This window comes from Bacillus cereus group sp. BfR-BA-01524, assembly GCF_022662595.1.
Classification (GTDB): Bacteria; Bacillota; Bacilli; order Bacillales; family Bacillaceae_G; genus Bacillus_A; species Bacillus_A thuringiensis_S.
In genome coordinates, this window is the sequence record NZ_JAKUDW010000016.1 from 22,083 (window position 1) to 44,777 (window position 22,695).

Genomic DNA, 22,695 nt, shown 5'->3' on the forward strand with positions numbered 1-22,695 from the left:
TTATCTATCTTGTATGTATAAATCCCAGGCTTCATCAAATATAGACATACTTTCTAGCATTCCGCTCAACTCTAAGTATGAACTAATTTCATCATAGTCTTCAGATTGCTTCGGAAAACTTAAATCATCATACATCGCCTCTGCTAAATCTGAAATTTCATTTCTAAATAAAGCTGCACGATGCTTCATCATATAATGGTAAAATGTTTTTTTCAAAAATATTCCCTACCTTTCTAACTTGGGTACATTATACAAGGCAAAAAAGAAAAAAACCAGCATAAAAGCTGGTTAAAAGTCGAAATAATTTCTTTTTAATAGACGTGGTCTTCCCATTAATTCTTCATATGTTAGTTGTTTTGGTAAATCTTTCGTATAAATTAAAAATAATTGATCTTCAATTTCTTTTACTGTATGGTCTGATTGATAGTCCATCCCGCACGAGGAACAAGAAATACATGGTGTCTTTTGGATTTCAATGGCTTTCGTACCATCTGGTAATTCCCAATATACAGTATTCAAGCTTTCTTTCGCTTCTGTACTGTCACACCACATACAATTCATACTGCATCACCCTCAGTTTTTTTGTCGTTTTCTTCTAATTTAGCCATTTGTGCTTGATATTTTTTATCTTTTAATTGATCGCGCTTATCACGTTTATCTTTTAAAGATGCATGAGTATCATTATCTTCATAGTCTTTACGACGGTTCATACGCTGTAAGTCGTCTGGAACGAGGTTAAATTTCTTATCGCTCATAAGACCTGCGATACCAACATCTGAACGTTTTTCTTCGTAGTTCGGATAAATCTCTTTAAAGTATCCTTCCGCTCTTCCTGGAATATAGCTCTCTGGCTCTGGATACGTCGTAATAACACCTTCAAAGTTACGAAGTACAACTTTATCTGCACTTTGTGAGATTAAATAGTTTGGTTGAAGTGCAATTTTACCGCCTCCACCTGGCGCATCAACAACGAATGTCGGAACAGCATAACCAGATGTGTGTCCACGTAAACCTTCAATAATTTCAAGACCTTTAGATACTGGTGCACGGAAGTGACCGATACCTTCAGATAAGTCACATTGATAAATATAATATGGACGTACACGGATTTTTACTAAGTCATGCATAAGTTTTTTCATAATTGGAACGCTGTCGTTAATACCAGCTAAAATTACTGCTTGGTTTCCGACTGGAACACCAGCATTCGCTAACATTTCACATGCCTTTTTCGATTCTTCAGTAATTTCAATAGATGTATTGAAATGTGTATTTAACCATACTGGATGGTATTTTTTAATAATGTTACATAAATTTTCTGTAATACGTTGCGGGAATACTACTGGTGCTCTCGTTCCGATACGAATAATCTCAACATGCGGAATCTCTCGTAAATTTTTTAATACATATTCTAAAATTTTATCGTTAATTAGAAGTCCATCACCACCGGAGATTAATACATCTCGTACTTGTGGTGTTTCACTAATATAAGCAATCGCATCATCTAATTGTTTCTTCGGTACACCCATTCCAATTTGTCCACTAAAACGACGGCGTGTACAGTAACGACAATACATAGAACATTGATTTGTTACTAAGAATAGTACACGGTCTGGATAACGATGTGTTAGCCCTGGAACTGGTGAATCTTCATCTTCGTGAAGTGGATCTTCTAAATCATATTTTGTTTTATATAACTCTTCCGAAATCGGTACTGATTGCATCCGAATCGGACAGCGTGGATCATCAGGATTCATTAGCCAAGCATAGTACGGTGTAATGTTTAACGGGATCGTTTTCGTTGAAATTTTAACGCCCTCTTCTTCTTCAGGTGTTAAGTTAATTACTTTTCTTAAGTCATCTAACGTTTTGATCGTATTCGTTAATTGCCAAACCCAATCATTCCATTGCTCTTCAGTAACATCTTTCCATAATTCGATATCCTTCCAGTGACGATTTGGTTTGTATACATCATGTAACATTGCTATTCCCCCTTTTTATACGCTCATCCTTTATATAAGCAATAGTTATGCCAACTTTACATTGTTGATAAGTAAATGTGCGGAGAACCCTATTACATAAGCGAAAAAATATTTTTAAGCGTTGTATGAAATCAATACTTAACATCATATTCATTACTTTTTATATATGTAAACGCTCTTTTATTCGTGCAAACACACAAAAACCGCCGATTATTCGGCGGTTTTGTCGTACTTGCTCAGTTTATATTGAAGCGTTTGACGAGGGATACCTAACATTTTTGCGGCTTGTAATATATTCCCTTCCGTTTCAATCAACGCTTGATCTATTAATTCTTTTTCTGTTTGATGAAGTGCTGCTCTAAGTGGCATTATACCCTTCTTCTTCGAAAAATTCTCTTTCCGAAATGTACGTGGTAAACAATTGGCTGTTAATGTATTCCCTTCTGCAATAATAACAGCATGTTCAATCGTATGTTTTAACTCTCGGACATTTCCAGGCCACTGATAAGCTTGCAGTCTATCTTTCGCTTCCTCATCAATTTGAAGTACACCTTTTTTATAACTTTTATTATATTCTTTCAAAAAATAAGATGCTAATAATAGTACATCCTCAGTTCTTTCACGAAGCGGTGGGATATATAATGAAAATACGTTTAAGCGATAATATAAATCAGTGCGAATTTTATTCTCTCGTAAACATATTTCTGGAGGCTGGTTCATTGCGGTAATAACACGAACATCTACTTTTCTCGTCTTATTATCACCAATTCTTCTAATGACTCCATCTTCTAACACTCGTAACATTTTTGCCTGCAAATCAAGAGGCATTGAATTCAGTTCATCTAAAAATAATGTACCACCATCAACAAGTTCAAATAGCCCAGCTCTTTCAATCGCTCCTGTATAGCTTCCTTTTGTCGTTCCAAACAATAAACTTTCTAATAGCGACTCTGGTAAAGCTGCACAGTTTTGTGCAATAAATGGCTTGTTTTTTCTTTTAGAAGCTTCATGAATTGCTTGTACGAACAGTTCTTTTCCTGTTCCTGTTTCACCATATATTAAAACATTTGCGTCTGTTGGTGCTACTTTTTGTGCTAACTCTTTCGTCTGTTTAAACCGCGTATCATTTGTCACTATCGTCTCAAATGCAGCATGCTTTTTAATCACTTTTTTTCTAGATGATCGCTTTATTTTCGACTGTAAGTCAACAATTGTGTCAGTAAGTTTTTGAATTGTAGAGTAATCCTTTGCAATTTCAACAGCCCCAGCAATATTCCCATCTATAAAAATAGGTAACGTCGTATTTACTGTACAAACATCTTCACCATTTAAATTTTGATAATGCTGTGCTTGATGTACGATAGGTTTTTTTGTATCTAGTACTTTCATCAATGTACTCGTTTCCCTTGATAAAGACGGGAACGCTTCTAATAGATGTTTCCCTAACACTTTTTCAATCTTCGATCCATCGTGTTTTGCAGCTACAGAATTATAAAATATTGTAATTCCATTCTCATCTACAGCGTGTATAGCCTCATCAATACTGCCCAAAATCGCTTCAATGACTTCTTGTGTCGAAACTGCTAGCAATGTCATCCCCCCTCTTGCCGAAAATCCAGCAATTACATGCCGAATTTTCGGCACACCTATGTGCGATTGTAAGCATGACGATTCCGTTCTATAATTTTGACCAATTTTATATTTTCATTAGATAACTCGAAATTCTAATTAGTACAGCTTTTCGAACACCCAGCTCCACCTAACTGTTTTGCTTTACAGCCGAATTTTGAGGCGGAAGTTTTACTGCTTTCGAATAGCTAGATAGATCTTTCACCCATATATTCATATCTTCCAACTTATCGAAAATGTAGCAATTATTCGCCAGTCTTCCTGTATACGTATAGCCTAATTGATGAAAGGCAGCATTCATTCCGAAAGAAAGCGATCGAGCAATTGTATAGGAGCAGAAAATAGATCTTTCTCGAAGCTCTTCCTCTAATTTAATTAGTAAACTTTTCATAAATCCATGTTTACGATATTCAGGTAAAGTAGCACAATTCGTTAATTCTGCATTCCCTTCTTTTATATTCATTTCTGCAGATGCTGTACTAATAATTTTCCCCTCAAATTCATATACGTAGTAAATTGTATCGTCTTCTTTCATCGTCTGTAATACATAACTCGCTTCATTTAAAGGTGTCGGATACACTTCAAATACTTTTCCGAATACAGTTGCTAATTCTTCTGCATCTTCTTCATTCGCTTTTCTCAGCAAAAATTTCTCTGGAACTACTTTTTCTTTTATTTCTTTTCCTTTTACACCGCTTAATATAGTATCTTCCTCAGTCCAATGCATACTATTTCGTCTTTCATCATTATTATATTTCACAAAAAAGTATGCATCGTGTCCTTGAAAATAATGAGGTATCGTTGCTTCCAACAAAAAACCGAAAGAGAGCCATGTTGAAACATGCTCTCCCTTTCCTTTAATAATACATTTAGTGAAAGAATGCTTCTCTGCTAGTTCGTCAATTGTCTGTATAATACTTTCAACATTTCCTGTATAGTGATCTACCCGAATACGCTTATTAAAATAATCTAAAACGCCTTCTACTGTATAACAATTCGTCTGTTCTCTAAAAGATTCATAGTATTTCATTTTTTCACCTCACACCAATCTAGTAATGTACATGCAATAATTTTTGCGGCAGCTATCATTTTATCAACTTCTATATATTCGTTTGGATAGTGTGCTACTTTCGTCTCTCCTGGACCAAATACTATTGTTGGTACGTTTGCAATTTGTGTAAATAAACCTCCATCAGTCCCCCACGGAGATGCTTCAATAATTGGTTCGTTCCCTTCGATTTCAACAAAGTTGTGATGAAGTGTCGTAATGAGTTCATGATTCTCTTCTAATTCACCAGGAACCCATCTCGCTCCAAACCACTCTACTTCTACTGGATTTTCAACAAACCAATTGTCCACATCATTTAATTCAACAATCCAATTCTCAAACTCTTCTTTTGCCGCCTCTATAGTCTCATTCGGCGCAACACCGCATCTTCCTTCTAAAATTAATTCATCTGGAACAGAACTTGGCCAACTCCCTCCTTCAATTTTCCCAATGTTAATTGGAATTGGAATCGGAATCCCTTTAAATAACGGATCTGTAATTCGACTATTTCTTTTCTCCTCTAGCTTTCTTACATGTTCTATAACAAACATACTTTTTTCAATTGCACTAACCCCTTCATAACGCGTTCCACCGTGTGCAGCTTTCCCTTTTACACGTAAACGAAACCACATGGAACCTTGTTGTTTCGGGAAAAACTTCATATTAGTAGGCTCTGGAATAATGACACCATCTGCCTTATATCCTCGTAATATAGTTGCTAATGTCCCTGCTCCGCCACTTTCCTCTTCTATTACACTTTGAAAATAGATGTCTCCTTTTAATGCAATGCTAGATTCAATAATCGCTTCCATCGCAAGCATGAGTGCGACATTTCCGCCTTTCATATCCGTCGTTCCACGGCCATATATACGATTTCCTATTTTCTCACCGCTATAAGGATGATGTTCCCACTGATTGACATCCCCTTCTGGAACTACATCAATATGCCCATTTAATATCATAGATTTCCCGTCTCCACTTCCTTTTAAAGTTGCTACAATATTTGGGCTATCTGAAAAACTTGTACGGGGTGATACAAAATAAGGATGATCTTTCATTTTAGAAAAAGAAGGCTCCCATATATCGAGGTCCAAACCTAATTCACGTAATTTTTCAATCACAATCGCCTGCGCACCGCTTTCATCACCAGATACGCTCTTTTCTTGAATTAATCGTTTTAAAAATTTCACACTTTCTTCTTCATGTCTCTCAATATAATCACAAACTTGCTTTTTTAATTGCTCCATATATTACATCTCCCTTCATTCAATTACTAGTAAGTTAGAACTAATTTGAAAATCCGCTTCTGTATGTCGTTTTATATCTTCTACTGTGTATGGGCTCATTAATTCTTGTAATATAAGTCCACTCGGAGTTACCTCCATGACCGCCATATCAGTAATAATTAAATCTACACATTTCTTTGAAGTTAATGGCAATGTACACTCTGAAACAATTTTTGCATTTCCGTACTTATCAACATGATTCATCACAACAACGACCCGCTTCGCTTTTTGTGCTAAATCCATTGCTCCACCAATACCTGGAACACGTTTTCCAGGTACAATCCAGTTTGCTAAATCACCATTTTCACTTACTTGTAATGAACCAAGAATCGTTATATCTAGCAAACCTTTTCGAATCATCCCAAACGCTGTGCAACTATCGAAATAACTCGCTCCTGTTATAAGAGAAGTTGGTAAACCTGCTGCATTACACAAGTTTTCGTCTTCATTCCCTTTACTTGGCGTTGGTCCCATGCCGACGATTCCATTTTCCGCATGAAACATAACATTTATATCGTCAGGCAAATGATTTGGTACAAGCGATGGTATGCCAATACCTAAATTTACAATCATACCATTTTGTATTTCTTTCGCCGCACGCCTAGCAATCTTATCCCTCACTTCTACGCCCATACCCATTTCCAGTTCACTCCTTCCGACGGTACAATATAATTTACGAAAACACCTGGAACGACAATTTCCTCTGGATCTAAACTTCCTAGCGGGACTATTTCTTCTGCTTCTACAATTGTTATATCCCCAGCCATTGCTACGTGAGGATTCATATTTCGTGCACTTTTGTCAAATACAAGGTTACCAAACGGATCTGCCTTTTTCGCATATACAATTGAAACTTCAGCAGTTAATGCTGTTTCAACTAAATATGTCTTACCGTTCATTTCAACTGTTCGTTTTCCCTCTTCCACAATCGTATCAACACCAACATCAACTAAAATACCACCAAGACCAACACCACCTGCGCGAATGCGTTCCGCTAATGTTCCCTGCGGAGAAAACTCAATTTGTAATCTTCCCTCGTTTAGTTGCCTTCCTGCATTTGGATTGGATCCAATGTGAGAAGTAATTAGTGATTTAACTCTTTCATTTGTAACAAGACGACCGATACCTACATCAGGAAATCCAGTGTCATTTCCAATCAAATTTAAATTTGTAACGCCTTTTTCTAAAATTGCCTGTATTAAAGATGGAGGGGATCCAATCCCTCCAAATCCCCCAAACATTAATGTCATATCATCATGGAACAAAGAAATTACTTCCTCAATTTCTTTTAATTTACCGAATGTATTTGTAATAGTTGTCATGCGATACTATGCCCTCCTTTTTGCATCATCTCTTCCACACTTTTAGAGAAAATTGAAAGTAATTCATCTAACTCGGAATATGTAGTTGTCATTGGCGGTGCTACAAGCAGTGCACTATCTTCTTTTCCTGCTTGCCCTGAAACTGCTTGATATAAAAGCAGGCCATTTTTAGCTGCAACTGAAATAAGCTCCGACGCTTTTGTAAACGGTTGCAATTCTACTCCGATTAGCAACCCTTTTCCGCGCACATCAGCAATGATTGTCGATTGTTGCTGAACTTTCTGTAAGCCTTTTATTAAATACTCTCCCTTTTCTGCTGTTTTTTCAGGGAGATTATGTTTCTCCATATATTCAATAACAGCTAAAGCCGTTGCTGCAGACAATGGATTTGCACTTAACGTATGACCGCTCATTACTGAACGTGACCCACGTAATATTGGCTCCATAACACGATCACTTACAACTGTCGCTGCCATCGGTGTATATCCCGCTCCTAACCCTTTACCAAGTGTCATAATATCCGGTTCTACACCCCAATGCTCCATCGCAAACCATGCTCCAGTACGACCAAGCCCAGTCATTACTTCATCCGCAATAAATAAAATATCGTAATGGTCGCAAATATCTTTAATGACTTTATAATAGTCTTTCGGCGGAACAACCGCGCCTCCAGCTGCTCCGATAATCGGCTCAGCAATAAAAGCAGCAATATGCTCTGCACCAATTCTTTCAATTGATCTTTCTAGTTCAGTCGCACATGCCAGCTGACAAGTTGGATATACCTTTTGAACAGGGCATCTGAAACAATATGGAGCTGGTATAGTCGGATAATCTTCCAAAATAGATACGAAACGTTGTCTACGTAGTGGGTGACCAGACATCGATAACGCACCCATCGTAATGCCGTGATAACTCATCCATCTTGATAATATTTTGTGTTTCCCTTGAATGCCTCGCTCTTGAAAATGCTGAATTGCAATTTTCATAGCTGTTTCATTTGCTTCCGTACCACTATTTACAAAGAAACTCCAGTTCAAATCTCCTACACTTAAATCACTTAACTTCTTCGCTAATTTTTCAGCTGGTTCACTCGTAAACTGTGATCTATAAACAAAAGCAATCTCCTCAGCTTGCTTTTTAATAACGTCTGCAATCTCCTTTACGCCATGCCCAATACCTGCCGTAATTGCTCCTGACGAACCATCAAAATATTTATTGCCATTTTGATCATACAAATAAACACCTTTTCCATGTGAAATCATTGGATACGGCTGACCAACAAGTGGTTTAATTAAGTAATCGCGCATAGCGCTCCCCCATTTCTCCAATTTGTATATATATATGAAGAAAATTGACGTTTCTTTCATAAAAAAGAATCCTCTGCAAAAGCAGTGAATTTATCAAAAAACTATTATAAAATATACAAATGAGTGCTTAAAAATATTTATAAAACAGAAAATTCAGAACTCAAAGCGAAGACCAACCCTTTTCTATACGCCCAAATAACCCTCCCTTTTATATGAAATGACTACATCACCAAATGGTTTTATAGCCTAATGCCAGCTGCCCTTATATGCCGACATTCTGTACACTTCGACGGAACTCCGGTTAAACTCCTTCCTATTATCCTACTTTAAATTGCATATTTTAAAACAAATTTCGACACCCTGCCTTACTAATCAATTCAGATTCATATTTAATATGTAAACTTTTCATTTTTAAACTATAAAAAAAGAACCGATTAACCACACTAATCAGTTCGTCATGACGCTCTCTTATGGGTTAATACTGTCAATTGCTTAAATAAATAGAAAAATCAAGTTTACAAATTCATCCTACAGCCTATAAGACAAAACCTTTTCATAACTTCATTCACAATTACTATCGGGATATCCCTATCCCGAAGTGGCACCCCTTTCCTCAGATTCAAACTACCTTTCCTTTATAATTTATGTAGGACAATTATCACTTTGTATGTGTATTTGCCTATAATTTAAAAAAACTCTAGTTTTCTAGCGATTGTTGGACATGTATTCAATATGTTAATTGAAATGCACTGTCAATTTGGCATTTATATGTTTTTACTTTCGTGCAGTCATATGTACTGCTTTAATCTACGAAATACTCGTAAGTACCAGCACCTCTTTATGACGACATATTTGTTGTCAATTTTTAATTTTCCCTTTATAAAATTATTTTTTTCGCATAACCGCTTTCTTGCTTCGCATATAGTTTTAATGATGACAAAGGAGGAATGTTCATGTCTCAACCTGAAATCGAAAAATATGGACAAGAAGTTACGCAATACGAACAGCTCGCACGTTACTATCAGTTTCGTAATCCTAAAAAATATATAGAATTATATATGAAATATTGCGATGCACTATCGAAACTTGTACAGGCGTATGAAACAAGGGATTCACAAGAAGCTGCTTTACCGTCACATATAAGAATTTTTCATGCCGATCCAAATATACCGGCGGTTGACATTTTAGTAAACGGACAAAAGATTATTAAAAATATTTCATTTAAGCAATTCAGCCCTTATTTATCATTAGTACAAGGTAAATACCGTATAGATATTGTACCCGTCGGAAATGAAACTCCAATCTTTTCAGCATTGGTACCAATAATGGGAAATCATACTTATACTCTTGCTGCAATAAACAGTGATAATCACCTACAATTACAACCTATACTTGATAATACACATTTACCAGCTGGTCAAGCCAAAATACGCTTTGCACATTTCTCTCCAGATACCCCTGTTGTAAATGTAGATTTAAAAGATGGGGATCATTTATTTGAAAATGTACTCTTTAAACAAATAACAGATTTTTTGCAAGTTAGCCCCGGTACAGCAGATATTGAAATTTCACTCGCAGATAATAAAAACGTTTTATTGACTATACCGAAATTCAATGTTGAACCAAATGTTATTTATACAATTTCAATAGCAGGTTATTCAAATAAAGATCCTAAATTAGAAGCAGTTATACTTACAAATTAAAACAGTCTACACCATTCATTTGGTGTAGACTGTTTATTTTTGAAATGCAATTTGAAATTCTGTCCAATCGTTATCTGATCGACACATAATGGACCCATTATGTTTTTCCACAATTTGTTTACATACAAATAATCCAATACCTGTTCCTAACTTTTTAGTAGTTACAAATGGTTCAAAAATCGTTTCTACATTTTCAGCTGGAATCATTGGCCCATTATTTTTTATCACAATTCGAATAGCTTGATCTTCTTCAAATACATCAATGATAATTTTCCGTTCTTCTTTCATTGATTCAAGAGCATCAATTGAATTCATTAATATGTTTAAAAATACTTGTCTCACTTCACTTCGATAGCCAACAAGCGGAATTGGATACGGTAAATTCTTTTCAATCGAAACATTCGCATTGACCAAACTCGGATATAAGAATTGTATAATGTCTTGAAACAAGTCATTAAGCCAAAACCGTTCCGATTCATTCCACATTTCTTTTTTCGATACGAGTAAAAATTGCGAAATACGAAAATTTAATTGATCTAATTCATGCGAAATAATATCTAAATACGATAAACTCGGATGATCTGCCTTTAATAATTTGACAAATCCCATAATGGAAGTAAGCGGATTACGAAATTCATGTACAAAACTAGCTGACATTTGCCCTAAAATCGTCAGCCTTTCTTTATGTGTTTCGTTAATATATTGCTGTTTTTCCTCTAAATTCTTCGATATAATTTCCGAGTATTTTAAAACGGTATAATAAATTAATTTGTCAAAACAAGTATGTATTTTTGCCATAATTGGTTTCAATTCACGAGCACTAACATCTAATTCACACATCGCTTCGAAAAGTTCATTTCTTCCCACGTTTGCGTTATAGACAAAATCTCCAATATTCGCATCTGCTCCAGCACGTTCAATAGCAATTTTCTCGCATAACGGTTGAAGATAAGTTATATCTTTATCTTCCATAGTAAGTTCGATAATTAACTCTAGTAAATCCTCTCCATTTTGAACTACTTCTAGTTTAAATGGATCTTTTTCGGAAATTATCATTTTGTTTTTCCAGTTCTCTACGAATTGGTGCCTATTGTTTTTCAAGTGTGAACAAAATATTTCTTTAATATCCTTATCGATTGGAAAAACCTCCATTCCCTCCATTTCCATACGACGAATACCCTTTATATTTTGAATATTAACACAAAAAATACGATTCGTTAATAGATTTTTGTCACATTTTGTTAATTTCTGTTGATAAAATTAATTTTTTCTTTCTTATTTAACTAATTGTATTCACATACCCTTTTTCCTTCACATATTTTCATTATTTCCGTAGTCAAAATGACTTTTTTTGCATCATTTTTAATTCTTGCGTACAATAGAAAATGAAAGGTGTGAAAAATATGGTAAATAAAAATGTGGAAGATTATCTCCAAGAAGGCATTTACGGCCAAAAGCAAAACAAACCAGAAGAACGTAATATGTATTTAACTACATTACGTGAGCGTGTAGAAATCGCTTTAACAATCGGTCAAGTAATGCAAAGTAATGTATATTCTGAAGTGGCAAGTAGTATGCGCCCTTCTCAATCATTACAAATATTCCTAAATGGTGGCATTGCTTACTCACATTTATCAAAATACATTAAATTAGCAAATGAAAAAAATGTTCCCTTTACAATTGTACAAAATAAAGGAACAGAAACACCAATCGGTTTAGTACTATCTCATAGCACCGCTGTAGACAAAGAGCATATTTATGTAGAAGATACTATTTTTAAACAAGAAATGAAGTAAAAGGTACACTTAATTAAATAGTAACTAGAAACGTAAAAAACACTAAAAAAACGAGTATGGAATCGTAAACATTTTCCTACTCGTTTTTTAGTGCAATGTTTAAGTTCTATATGCTTTATTTTTTAATACATACTAATTTCATTTCTGTCATTTCTTCTATTGCATATTTAATTCCTTCACGCCCCGTGCCACTTTCTTTCACACCACCATAAGGCATATGATCTACTCTGAACGTTGGAATATCATTAATCATGACACCACCAACCTCTAACTCATCGATTGCACGCATTGCTTTAAATAAATTATTTGTAAATACTCCTGCCTGTAAGCCGTAACGCGAATTATTTACTTGCTCAATCGCTTCATCAAATTCTTTAAATGTATTTACTGTCATGAGTGGACCGAATACTTCTTGACACTGCACTGATACATGATCTGGAACATTTGTTAATACAGTCGGTTCAAAGATTCTTGCATCCCGCTTCTTACCACCGCATAAAACAGTTGCTCCTTCCTTAATTGCTTCTTGAACCCACATATCAATTCGCTCTACATCTTTTTTTGAAATTAAAGCTGATACATCCGTTTCTTCAAGCAGTGGATCCCCAACAACAACTGATTCCATCGCTTTCTTTAGCTTCGAATGAAATTCATGCTTTTTCGTTTCATGTACAAAAACACGTTGTACTGAAATACAAACTTGCCCATTATTAACAAATGCTCCCCATTTTACACGTTCAACTATTTCATCTGTTAACTCTACATCTTCATCAATAATAACAGCAGCATTTGATCCTAGTTCTAACGTAACTCGTTTTAACCCAGCCTTTTGTTTTATTCCGATTCCAACTTTTGGACTTCCGGTAAAAGTAATAGAAGCAACATAATCATTTTTAACGATTGCCTCACCAACCGTGGAGCCAGGACCAGAAATGATATTTAAAGCTCCATTTGGCAATCCTGCCTCTTCAAATAACTCAACTAATGCATAAGATGATAATGGCGTTTGATCAGCTGGCTTTAACACAACTGTATTTCCGGCAGCAATTGCAGGTCCAACTTTATGCGCAACTAAATTTAATGGGAAATTAAATGGGGTAATAGCCCCTATAACCCCAATCGGCTTTCGGATTGTATATGCAATACGCCCATCCGCACCAGGTGCGGCGTCTAATGGCAATGTCTCACCATATATACGCTTCGCTTCTTCAGCTGCAAATTTGTACGTTTGAACAGTACGATCTACTTCTCCCCTTGCAGCACGTATTGGTTTTGCAGCTTCTTTTGCAATAATCTCTGCAAATTCTTCTCTTCTTTCATCCATTTTTTGTGCAACCTTCTCTAAAATAGTCGCACGATCATATGCAGATAATTTATTCATTTTTGTCATTGCATTTTTTGCAGCAGTAACAGCCTCTTTTACATCTTCTTCCGTTCCTTGTGCAATTTCTGCTAATGTTTCTTCAGAATATGGTGCGTATAATGGTTTATACGTGTTTACAGATTTCCAATCTCCGTTTATATATAAATGCTTTTTCATACTTCTTCTCCTTCCAAATATATGTATACAACAATACTTCACCTAGTGAAAGGTCTGACTTATGTCATTGTATCATAGCCCCTATTCCTCAAAAAACATTATGCTCAAAAAAACTCTGCTATATAGCAGAGTTTACGAGCTAATTTGCTCTTGTAACGAAATTTGTTTTTCATCTTCTAAAATAACAATCGATTCTACTATCTTTGTAACTTCTAATCTTTTTATATAATGTCCATCTAATTCTTTCACACAAAACTTATAATTTTCAATTTCAATGAAATCCTCTTCAGCAATCTCTATATTCTTCGTTAAAATCCAACCACCGATTGTATCAACACCATCATCATCAATCCCTAAACCAAATAACGTATTCACTTCACTAACAAGTACTTTTCCCTCTAGTATCGTCTTCGTTTCACTAACTTGTTGAATTTCTGGCTGCTCATCCGTATCAAACTCATCCTGAATATCTCCAACAATTTCTTCCAAAATATCTTCAACAGTAACAAGTCCAGATGTCCCACCATATTCATCTATCAATATAGCAATATGTGTTCTTTCTTTTTGCATTTTTAAAAACAAATCATGAATTGGAATAGAATCGATAACTAAAATAATTGGTCTCATATATTGCTCTACTGTATTCTTATTAACAGCTTTATGTTGTACAAACTCAGTAAAAATATCTTTAAAATTCACAAAACCTATTACGTGGTCTTTGTCGCCATCAACAACTGGATACCTTGTATATTTTTCGCGAGACATTTTTTGCAAAGCTTCTTCAGCGGGCATTTCTTTACTTATAATATTCATTTCAGTTCGAGGTACCATTATTTCTTTTGCAATCCGATCATCAAATTCAAAAATTTTATTTACATATTTATATTCAGATTGATTAATCTCACCATTTTTATAACTTTCTGAAACTAACAACCGTAATTCTTCTTCTGAATGAACCTCATCATGCCCCTTCGGCGGTTTCAGCCCTAGCAGCTTCGTAATGATTCGAGCTGAACCATTTAATAGCCAAATGAATGGGAATGCAATACGATAAAAGAAAATTAACGGCTTAGAAACAAGCAAACTCACTTGTTCAGATTTTTGAATTGCAAATGTTTTTGGGGCCAATTCCCCTATTACAACATGTAAAAAAGTAATTAACAAAAATACTAAAGTTACAGCAAAAATGTCTGCTAGTTGAGTAGAGATATTCCAATTTGCAAAAAGCGTATCAAACATTTGCTTTAACGCAGGTTTACCAAACCACCCAATTCCTAAAGCTGTAACAGTAATTCCTAGCTGACAAGCAGATAAATATTCGTCTAAGTTTGTAATGACTGTTTTGACCGATGTTGCACGATTATTTCCTTCTGCAATTAAATAGTCAATTCGTGAACTTCTCACTTTAACAATTGCAAATTCTGCTGCAACGAAAAATGCCGTTAAGGCAATTAAAACAATCACTATACTTATACTATATATGTCCAAATACTTTTCCTTACTTACATTGTAAGCAAGGAAGCCACCTCCTACTTAATTTTATTCAAGTGAAGTAAGCATTCTAATACTCTAACAAAATTCTACATTAGCAACCACCTTTTTATATATTATATGCATACATAAAAAAGATATTTATCATTATGATAATCTAATTCATTTACACTAGTCAAATCATTCTAAATGTTACGATAAAACATTTTTATTTAAACAAACTATTCTTCTTAACTCAATTTCGTGAAAAAACACTTTCTTTGCCGATTCCACACTTCTTTTGTCGCACTAGAAGGGAACTTACTTCATAGCTCGAAATCATTCAACAGGATATATATAGGAGGGATTATTTTGGAATATAAAACACCATTTATCGCAAAAAAATTAGGTGTTAGCCCAAAGGCTGTTGTCCGGATCGCGCAACAATTAAATCTTACGATAGAAAAAAATAAATATGGTCACTTTATTTTCACACAAGATGATGTCGATCAAATGTTAGAACACCATCTATTTCAAATAGAGCAGTCTCAAAATCCTCAACCTACTCAAAAGACTTCCTCAAATGAGGTTGAAGAATTAAAAACTCAAGTCAATACAATTGTTCAAAACATATCATCGAATGATTTTGAACAATTAGCTGATCAATTAAACACTATTACGAGAAGACTCGATCGAATGGAAGAACAAATGCAAGATAAGGCAAATGATGTCGTCACGTACCAACTTTTACAACACCGTCGTGAAATGGAGGAAATGTTAGAGCGAATTCAAAAGTTAGAAGCTGCCCTAACGAAAGAAGAACCCATTTATATTACTCCTGATTCAAAACCAACATACGAACGAGAAAAGAAACCTAAGCGCCGCAAAATGATTTTTAGTATATTTGGATTATAATTTTTAGACCCTTATTAAAATAATAAGGGTCTTTTTTAATGAAGAGTTATATCCTATAAAAATATTATTCTCTTTATTATACATATTCACTTCGTTTTATTTTGTTAACATAATATTTTTACTGTATTCTGCAATTAATGCCTGTGCATGAGCATTCCCTTGAATCACATCACGAAATTCTTTTAAAGAATATAAATGCGTAACCCCTTTTCGAGCATGAATTCTTACTGGTACACCTTGTAAAGTATCATGAAACTGAAATGGATTATCTATCGGTTCAATTGGAAAACCGAGTGTAAGTAAATACATATACATTCTTTTTGTTACTGCTGCAATGTACCATTCAGCTTTTGTTTCTAACGCATGTATAAATAAAATAGCTGTTAGCCTTTTAAAATGTCCTCTCCCACGAGACGTTTTCGAAATACTTAACTTGCCTATTTCATACACATTCTTCAAATCTTTTACTAAATCATTTTTAGAAAACGGATAGAAAAACTCAGAATTTGATTGTTCAGGTACCGTATACTTAATACATTCTACTGTACCAATAGGATGTTCATCTTCTATTAATAAAAATCGTGATGGATTTAAATTACGTTCTACGAACATTAAGTTTCTTTCTTCACAAAAATCTCCCCATAGTTGCTCGAACCCAAAATGTTCTTCCTTTGTTTGAACACGCTGGAACATATTTAACCGCCTTTCCCATCGTCGCTCTGTTTTTGATAACGCTTTCACTATCTATCATATAAGAACAAATCTTCGTATGCAACTAAAAATATTTATGACTTATTATATTCTGCAAAATGAATTAGATTCCAATTTAATCGACTTTTATCCCGCGCTCACATTCCTTTTAATAACACATTTGTATCACTTTTCAAATCTAAATTACAATATGTTTCTTTCCATACAGCATATAATTCTTCTTAATCTAAAAAAATCCTTTATGAAAAAGGATTTCTTTTACTTCTCAATGCTTTTTAACCACTTTTCAAAAATTTGTACCATCCCATGTTTTCCAGCTAATTTCTCTTCCCCTTGTTTCGTCTTATATGGATATAACTGCAAGAAAACACCGCATCCAGACTCAATTTTTTTACTATGCATATGGCTTCCTGGATATACACAAATGACTTCATAAATTGACCTTCGATAATAGACTCGCTTTCCATCCTGTTCTTCTACATACTTTATAGACCAATACTTATACATTTGCTCAGTTGCTTTCGTATTTCCAACGTGCTGAAAAATATTGTACATTGGACTATACTTCACTTCAATAATAATAGAAGATTTATATACGTATTTCCCATCTTCTTTTACATAACAGTCTAAGCGAATATCTGGCTTCTTCGTATCCTCACCATTGTAAAAATTACTCCCTTTACTTAATGCAATAAGAGGATGTGTTTCAATTAAGTCATTAAATGCGACATGCACCTTTATATCATCTCGTTGTAAAACTACTGTCGTTCCATCTTGTAATCCATCTACATAAAAATGTTCTTGTATTTGTTCACGAATGGAATTTCTAGCCTCAAAACCAATTTGCTCTAAAATTGAAATAACGATAAAAAAAGCGTAATATTCATACACTAAAAACGTTGGCTTATTAACAAATAATAACGATGGAGATTGATCCGTATATTGCGGGAGTACTTCTAAATGATGTAGTAATTGTTGATGTGGTATCGGTAAATCATGTAAGTTCATGTTACTCGTTTCAGTAACTTCCCTCCAAAACGAGGAGTGCATTAATATTTGAAAGTATTGTACATTTTCATGAACAATATGCGCCAATATTTTATATTCTTGTATTTTCATTGAGCTCTTTCGTAAATCAGCTTCTTTTAGTAAATGTATATTTTTATATTTTTGCTTCTCTCTATCGGTTACTGATCCATTACGCTCAATTGTTTGTATAATCGTTTTTACGGCTTGAAACTCTTCTGATTTTTTCTTTTTCTCTCTTTCTAATATTTCAATTGTTTGACGTAAAAAACTTTTAGCTTCAATTAAATAATGATGAAATTGCATCGCTTTATATTTAAGAAATGCATTTTCCTTACTATTTTTTTGTTCCATAAACTTACGATTATAATGTTTTGCATAAGGTTTTCTTTCTGCCACTATCGTTCCTTTTCTTGTTGGCTTTCTCTCTTTTCCTTCCCATTTATATGCATTTATAAATTTTGAGCTTGATTCTATTTTCTTAAAGATTTGCTTTATCATCTTCATTTTTTGGGGTAACTTTCTAAGCAACACTAAATAAGAAGAATCCTCAATATCGCTAAGTGCAGAGAAAGTCTTTTTATAATAACCTCTATCCAAAATCAACTCATTTAAAATTGACTTCACATAGTCTTGAATCATTTCAAATTGATCATCAAAAAAGTTTTTCGGTACGATTTGAAAAGCGCCATAATACGTTGTATCTTCTAGACGCACTTCAAAATGGTATAAACCACAGCGCCATGGATAAAAGAATTCTGTTTTCCCATGCTCATATATTAATACTCTTTGTTTTTTTTCATTTATTTCATATTGAGCCTCTTTTATATTTTTCTGTCCCTCATATACTTTATTCCATATAAAAGTAATATTCATTGGAATTTCATAATTGTACTGCAATCTAATTGGTTTTAATTCTTGTACTTTATAAATACATTGAACTAATGCTGTAGTAGATGTACAAAGACGATTCAATAAAATATAATCTCCTTTCCCCTCATTTCCAATGATTAACTTTAATACAAAAGGGAGCGTTTCATTCGTATCAACGATTTTTGTTTCGTAACGCCCTTCATTTTGCATATCCATACAGCTCCAGTTCCCTACGTTTTTCTCGTATATATGCTAAAGAGTGTTCAAATGTAGATACTCTGTTTGCAAGTGCAGATTGCAAAAGAGGTACTAAGATCGCTCCCCTTTTTGCTTCTTCAGAAAGTAAAGAACCAACCATCATTTCGGTCCCTCTAATTTTCGTCAATACACGCTGCTTTATTTGTAAATCAAACCCCTCTTCTCTACTGATCATATAGGTATGGTTATTTTGGAACGGTATGTTTTGCAAATAAGTCGCAATTGCATTTGCACATCGGAAAGAAATTCCCTTAGACGCATCATGTGATGACAATACGACATGCAACTTATCTAATAGCTCTAATTCTTCTTCAGAAAACACTTCAATCATCGCTTTATTTCTCATCCAATTTATCCGAAATTCTCCTGCTGTTACTTTCAAAGGTGGGTGTAATACGACTTTCCCCTGTTCCATGCCCATCTCACAAAACGGGATTTTCTGTAACGTTATTAAGTTCGTTCGGTCTAATAATCGATCAGAGAGCTCTTTCGTTGTTTCATCAAAATTCACAGTACCTACAAATATAATATTTTCTCCAATTTCAATTGTTGACGGAATTGAATTCTCTATGTCCTGTACACCCTCATACAAGTTTAAAATACGATTTTTTGTTTCAAGTTGAAGAACAGATAGAAACGGAGTAAACCAATGCTCAATATGAGACATGTTCATTTCATCAAAAACGATTATATACAGTTGATTTGGATTTTCTTTCGCCTTCATTAACGTCCTAACTAACTTCGTTTCACTTTCAATAAAAGTACCATTTGGATGAAGGTAACCAAGTAAATCATGTGGTTCTTGATACGATGGCGAAATTGGAATCCAAACCAATTCTTCTCCATACTGTAATCCTAATGCTTCTGCATAAGTTTGCACAAAACGCGATTTCCCAACGCCCGGTATACCACCAAGAATTGTTAACATATTTGTTTTTACACTTATATGGAAATTATAAATATCCGTTTCATCCAAATATAGCCCTTTATTACGCACCATACTTTGTACATACTGCAAAAAGGAAGATTCACGCTCATCCCATTCCCATTCATCTTTTTGCACTTTTATATCTTCTACTTCAACTAGCTTACCTTCTTCATGCATTCGTTTCTTTAATTGCTCATACACATGATCACTTACAAAATACAATTGATCTTCTACCGCTATTTCTACATACTTCGTCCAATCACTGCAGTTTATATATTTACATTCCCGATTCTGTTCAAAATATGCGATTGAGCTAATTGATGACTTTAAGGATATGTTTCCATACAGTCTTCCATCGTGCCACAATAATTCAGGAGGCTCAAAGTCCTTCGGAAATTTAGGCATTAGGAATGATAAATAACCATTGCTAAGTTTTCGTTCTAAAGACTCTCTTTTTTTATTATTTGTAACTTTAGGTGCCGGAATCATTTTATAGCTACTTGCTATTTCTTTCGGTTCTTCTGTACATATTAACTCCACGTATACATTTCCTCTTTCATAATAAAGACGAAACATCACTAATTGCTTTTCTAATTTTCTCTTCTTTAATTCCGAAAAGATTTTTTCATTCTTTTTATTGCTACATAACCCTTCAAATACATATGGTTCATTTGCAAATTGTTCCTGTAAAGTGAATGGTATTGGCGATAAGCATTGTACAAAGAAATTCTCTCCACTCTTCTCTTTTTCAGCTTTTGTAAATTTCCCTAAAAATCTCATATAGTACATTCGTTTTATAAAACTTGGCTGAAGAGCTTTATGTAATTTCACCTTAGTCACCTTCTTTTTTCATACTATTCTTAGTGTATGAAAGAAACGAAAAACTAGAAATAAAAAACCTGACGTTATCCGCCAGGTTCAAAATTAAAACGTATATTAATGAGAAGGAAATGCTTTTTTCTCTTGTAAAATTGCATTATGAGCAATTTTCATTTTAGCAAGTACGTAACGTAATCGATCTTCAGCGTTTTCATCTTTACTTTTTTGCAATTCCGCCAAATTTTCAACAGAACTAGCTAAATTCTCAATGACTCCTCTCAGTTCAGGATGATGATTAAAAAAAGATTCTTGCACTAATACTTTCCTTAACTCACTAGCTAAATCAATTATTCTAGACAACTGTTCTTTTTCTTCCATTCTCATCCCTCCTGAATATCTTATGTAGTAAATATTCTCTAAACAAAGAAAAAAGCCCTTTAAATGAAAAGGACTTTTTACATTTTTATATTTCCAGTTAATAACATATACAGTGATGTGATAGCCGCAATAATAATTGCCCACATCACATATTTCTCTGCACCTGCAAAGCAACGGTTCCCTTGTTCTTTTCTTGCAAACGTGTAAACAATAATTCCAATTCCATACACAATTGAAACGAGTAGTAAATTCTTTAAACCAGCTGCGTAAAGAAGCCATACAGAGTAAATAGAAGCAATTAAAGCTAACGCTCCGTTTTTTAATTTAGCGTCTTTTAGCTCGTTTGTAATGACTAATTTAAATTGGAATAACGCTGATAATAAATATGGTAATAAAATTGATGTTGATGCAATGAAATACATAATTTGATATGTTGATTCTGAAAACAGAACGATGATAAATATAATTTGGGCAACACCATTTGAAATCCATAATGCCATGTGCGGTGTTTGCTTTTTATTTGTTTTCGTAAAAACTTTAGGAAATACGCCATCTTTTCCTGCTACATGAGAAATTTCAGAAACAAGTAAAAACCAGCCAATTAATGTACCGACAAGTGAAGCAACTAACCCGATGTTAATCGCAACTGCACCCCATGGACCAACAACATGCTCTAATACATGTCCCATTGACGGGGTTTCTAACACAGAAAGTTCGCTTCTTGTCATCGCTCCCATTGACAGAACAGAAATTAAAATATAAATGGACATTACTAAAATAAGTCCCATTACTGTTGCCTTACCAACATCTCGGCTATTCTTCGCTCTTCCGGATAATACAACCGCTCCTTCAACTCCAATGAAAACCCAAAGTGTTACAAGCATTGTATTTTTCACTTGACCAAGTATAGCGGAAAGTGAGAGCGTTCCTTCTCCCCAAAAATCATGTGTAAATGTATCCCAGCGAAAGGCTGTTACCATAACAACAATAAATAATACGATTGGAACCAATTTCCCTATCGTTGCAATAACATTCATAATAGAAGCTTCACGGATTCCAAATAAAATTAGAAAATGAAGTGTCCATAATAAAAGTGATGCCCCAACGATAGACGCAACATTATTTCCTCCTTTGAAAATTGGAAAGAAATAACCTAATGTACTAAACAGTAACATAATTGTTGCGACATTACCTAAGATTCCTGCTAGCCAATATCCCCAAGCACTATTAAATCCAATATATTCACCGAAACCAGCACGTGCATAACTATAAATTCCACCTTCAAGTTCCGGTTTTTGTCTTGCTAACGTTTGATATACGAGCGCAAGTGGAATCATTCCCATCGCTGTAATACACCAGCCAATTATTATTGCGCCACTGTTTGCTCCTACTGCTAAATCATGCGGTAAACTAAAAACACCGCCACCAACCATTGTTCCAACTACTAATGCGATTAACGGAAAAAATCCTAACTTCTTTTCTATTTGTACCACCCCATCTGTCATTCTAGGTGTTATGTTCGTTCAACTATTAAAGTCACCTTTTTCTCTAATAGACGTTTCTCTTATATTTTTTCAGGAAAACATTACTTATTCTAAAAGAAAATGAGCAAAAATGGAATACTTTTTTGAAAAAATGTATAAGTATGCACAAAAAAACCGCTCATTTTGTAATGAACGGTCATTTCAAACATATAAATTTGTATAT

The 22,695-nt window shown here is 34.4% G+C and carries 20 protein-coding genes; 3 read left to right on the plus strand and 17 right to left on the minus strand.

Annotated elements, in window-relative coordinates:
• The 9 genes from MR170_RS07850 to MR170_RS07890 all read right to left on the minus strand — a co-directional run bounded on the left by MR170_RS07850 (nt 1) and on the right by MR170_RS07890 (nt 8,571).
• On the minus strand, nt 1–216 hold the full coding sequence (locus MR170_RS07850; RefSeq protein WP_000750717.1) for a YozE family protein: 216 nt from the start codon (nt 214–216) through the stop codon (nt 1–3).
• A gap of 72 nt (nt 217–288) precedes the next feature.
• Nucleotides 289–561, minus strand: coding sequence for a YokU family protein (locus MR170_RS07855; RefSeq protein ID WP_000995766.1), 273 nt, complete (start codon nt 559–561; stop codon nt 289–291).
• Nucleotides 558–1,979, minus strand: coding sequence for a lysine 2,3-aminomutase (kamA, locus tag MR170_RS07860; RefSeq protein ID WP_000902145.1), 1,422 nt, complete (start codon nt 1,977–1,979; stop codon nt 558–560). Before kamA ends, MR170_RS07855 begins: the two co-directional genes overlap by 4 nt.
• A gap of 210 nt (nt 1,980–2,189) precedes the next feature.
• Nucleotides 2,190–3,575, minus strand: a complete 1,386-nt coding sequence (rocR, locus tag MR170_RS07865; protein WP_080681755.1) for an arginine utilization transcriptional regulator RocR — start codon at nt 3,573–3,575, stop codon at nt 2,190–2,192.
• 163 nt (nt 3,576–3,738) lie between these two features.
• Complete coding sequence (ablB, locus tag MR170_RS07870) at nt 3,739–4,638, minus strand: putative beta-lysine N-acetyltransferase (RefSeq protein ID WP_043936532.1); 900 nt, start codon at nt 4,636–4,638, stop codon at nt 3,739–3,741.
• Nucleotides 4,635–5,903, minus strand: a complete 1,269-nt coding sequence (locus MR170_RS07875) for a peptidase (RefSeq protein WP_016081750.1) — start codon at nt 5,901–5,903, stop codon at nt 4,635–4,637. Before MR170_RS07875 ends, ablB begins: the two co-directional genes overlap by 4 nt.
• 15 nt (nt 5,904–5,918) lie before the next feature.
• Nucleotides 5,919–6,581 carry a CoA transferase subunit B gene (locus MR170_RS07880; protein ID WP_000525277.1) on the minus strand — a complete coding sequence of 221 codons (663 nt, stop codon included), beginning with the start codon at nt 6,579–6,581 and terminating at the stop codon, nt 5,919–5,921.
• Nucleotides 6,566–7,264: an acetate CoA-transferase subunit alpha gene (atoD, locus tag MR170_RS07885; protein WP_016081751.1), complete on the minus strand. Its 699-nt coding sequence runs from the start codon at nt 7,262–7,264 to the stop codon at nt 6,566–6,568. The genes MR170_RS07880 and atoD overlap by 16 nt, the downstream gene beginning before the upstream one ends.
• On the minus strand, nt 7,261–8,571 hold the full coding sequence (locus MR170_RS07890) for an aspartate aminotransferase family protein (protein ID WP_001205877.1): 1,311 nt from the start codon (nt 8,569–8,571) through the stop codon (nt 7,261–7,263). Before MR170_RS07890 ends, atoD begins: the two co-directional genes overlap by 4 nt.
• Nucleotides 8,572–9,524: 953 nt before the next feature.
• On the opposite strand from MR170_RS07890, the gene MR170_RS07895 reads away from it, so the two are divergent.
• Nucleotides 9,525–10,274 (plus strand): DUF4397 domain-containing protein, encoded by a 750-nt coding sequence (locus tag MR170_RS07895; protein ID WP_016081752.1) that lies wholly within the window; start codon nt 9,525–9,527, stop codon nt 10,272–10,274.
• A 33-nt stretch (nt 10,275–10,307) separates the two neighbouring features.
• Here the strand turns inward: MR170_RS07895 and MR170_RS07900 are convergent, their stop codons facing one another.
• Complete coding sequence (locus tag MR170_RS07900) at nt 10,308–11,441, minus strand: BA2291 family sporulation histidine kinase (protein ID WP_080117203.1); 1,134 nt, start codon at nt 11,439–11,441, stop codon at nt 10,308–10,310.
• 236 nt (nt 11,442–11,677) lie between these two features.
• Between MR170_RS07900 and MR170_RS07905 the strand changes: the two genes are divergently transcribed.
• A complete protein-coding gene (locus MR170_RS07905) occupies nt 11,678–12,070 on the plus strand; it encodes a YueI family protein (protein WP_016081754.1) in 393 nt (130 codons plus the stop codon).
• Between the two features lie 115 nt (nt 12,071–12,185).
• Here the strand turns inward: MR170_RS07905 and MR170_RS07910 are convergent, their stop codons facing one another.
• Together MR170_RS07910 and MR170_RS07915 are read right to left on the minus strand one after the other, a co-directional pair.
• On the minus strand, nt 12,186–13,610 hold the full coding sequence (locus MR170_RS07910; RefSeq protein ID WP_242307880.1) for an aldehyde dehydrogenase family protein: 1,425 nt from the start codon (nt 13,608–13,610) through the stop codon (nt 12,186–12,188).
• A 132-nt stretch (nt 13,611–13,742) separates the two neighbouring features.
• Nucleotides 13,743–15,098, minus strand: a complete 1,356-nt coding sequence (locus tag MR170_RS07915; protein WP_016081756.1) for a hemolysin family protein — start codon at nt 15,096–15,098, stop codon at nt 13,743–13,745.
• Nucleotides 15,099–15,452: 354 nt separating this feature from the next.
• Here MR170_RS07915 and racA point away from each other — a divergent pair, with 354 nt between their 5' ends.
• The gene (gene racA, locus MR170_RS07920) at nt 15,453–15,995 is read left to right on the plus strand and encodes a chromosome-anchoring protein RacA (RefSeq protein ID WP_000456013.1); all 543 of its coding nucleotides are present in this window, start codon (nt 15,453–15,455) and stop codon (nt 15,993–15,995) included.
• Between the two features lie 96 nt (nt 15,996–16,091).
• Here racA and MR170_RS07925 read toward each other — a convergent pair whose 3' ends face one another.
• The 5 genes from MR170_RS07925 to MR170_RS07945 form a co-directional block, all read right to left on the minus strand.
• Entirely contained in the window at nt 16,092–16,688 is a 597-nt protein-coding gene (locus tag MR170_RS07925) for a hypothetical protein (RefSeq protein WP_000487795.1), read from the minus strand.
• 276 nt (nt 16,689–16,964) lie between these two features.
• Nucleotides 16,965–18,815, minus strand: coding sequence for a hypothetical protein (locus tag MR170_RS07930; RefSeq protein WP_242307922.1), 1,851 nt, complete (start codon nt 18,813–18,815; stop codon nt 16,965–16,967).
• Nucleotides 18,805–20,622 (minus strand): AAA family ATPase, encoded by a 1,818-nt coding sequence (locus MR170_RS07935; protein ID WP_016081759.1) that lies wholly within the window; start codon nt 20,620–20,622, stop codon nt 18,805–18,807. Before MR170_RS07935 ends, MR170_RS07930 begins: the two co-directional genes overlap by 11 nt.
• Before the next feature lie 105 nt (nt 20,623–20,727).
• A complete protein-coding gene (locus MR170_RS07940; protein ID WP_000391447.1) occupies nt 20,728–20,988 on the minus strand; it encodes a hypothetical protein in 261 nt (86 codons plus the stop codon).
• A gap of 77 nt (nt 20,989–21,065) precedes the next feature.
• Complete coding sequence (locus tag MR170_RS07945; RefSeq protein ID WP_016081760.1) at nt 21,066–22,493, minus strand: basic amino acid/polyamine antiporter; 1,428 nt, start codon at nt 22,491–22,493, stop codon at nt 21,066–21,068.
• Between the last annotated feature and the right edge of the window lie 202 nt (nt 22,494–22,695).

Bases quoted from the DNA above. Each gene is read 5' to 3' on its own strand.
- MR170_RS07930 (WP_242307922.1), bottom strand. From the start codon at position 18,815: ATGCAAAATGAAGGGCGTTACGAAACAAAAATCGTTGATACGAATGAA.
- MR170_RS07945 (WP_016081760.1), bottom strand. From the start codon at position 22,493: ATGACAGATGGGGTGGTACAAATAGAAAAGAAGTTAGGATTTTTTCCG.
- MR170_RS07925 (WP_000487795.1), bottom strand. From the start codon at position 16,688: ATGTTCCAGCGTGTTCAAACAAAGGAAGAACATTTTGGGTTCGAGCAA.
- MR170_RS07910 (WP_242307880.1), bottom strand. From the start codon at position 13,610: ATGAAAAAGCATTTATATATAAACGGAGATTGGAAATCTGTAAACACG.
- MR170_RS07875 (WP_016081750.1), bottom strand. From the start codon at position 5,903: ATGGAGCAATTAAAAAAGCAAGTTTGTGATTATATTGAGAGACATGAA.
- rocR (WP_080681755.1), bottom strand. From the start codon at position 3,575: ATGACATTGCTAGCAGTTTCGACACAAGAAGTCATTGAAGCGATTTTG.
- MR170_RS07905 (WP_016081754.1), top strand. From the start codon at position 11,678: ATGGTAAATAAAAATGTGGAAGATTATCTCCAAGAAGGCATTTACGGC.
- MR170_RS07940 (WP_000391447.1), bottom strand. From the start codon at position 20,988: ATGGAAGAAAAAGAACAGTTGTCTAGAATAATTGATTTAGCTAGTGAG.
- kamA (WP_000902145.1), bottom strand. From the start codon at position 1,979: ATGTTACATGATGTATACAAACCAAATCGTCACTGGAAGGATATCGAA.
- ablB (WP_043936532.1), bottom strand. From the start codon at position 4,638: ATGAAATACTATGAATCTTTTAGAGAACAGACGAATTGTTATACAGTA.
- MR170_RS07895 (WP_016081752.1), top strand. From the start codon at position 9,525: ATGTCTCAACCTGAAATCGAAAAATATGGACAAGAAGTTACGCAATAC.
- atoD (WP_016081751.1), bottom strand. From the start codon at position 7,264: ATGACAACTATTACAAATACATTCGGTAAATTAAAAGAAATTGAGGAA.
- MR170_RS07890 (WP_001205877.1), bottom strand. From the start codon at position 8,571: ATGCGCGATTACTTAATTAAACCACTTGTTGGTCAGCCGTATCCAATG.
- MR170_RS07900 (WP_080117203.1), bottom strand. From the start codon at position 11,441: ATGGAAATGGAGGGAATGGAGGTTTTTCCAATCGATAAGGATATTAAA.
- MR170_RS07880 (WP_000525277.1), bottom strand. From the start codon at position 6,581: ATGGGTATGGGCGTAGAAGTGAGGGATAAGATTGCTAGGCGTGCGGCG.
- MR170_RS07855 (WP_000995766.1), bottom strand. From the start codon at position 561: ATGAATTGTATGTGGTGTGACAGTACAGAAGCGAAAGAAAGCTTGAAT.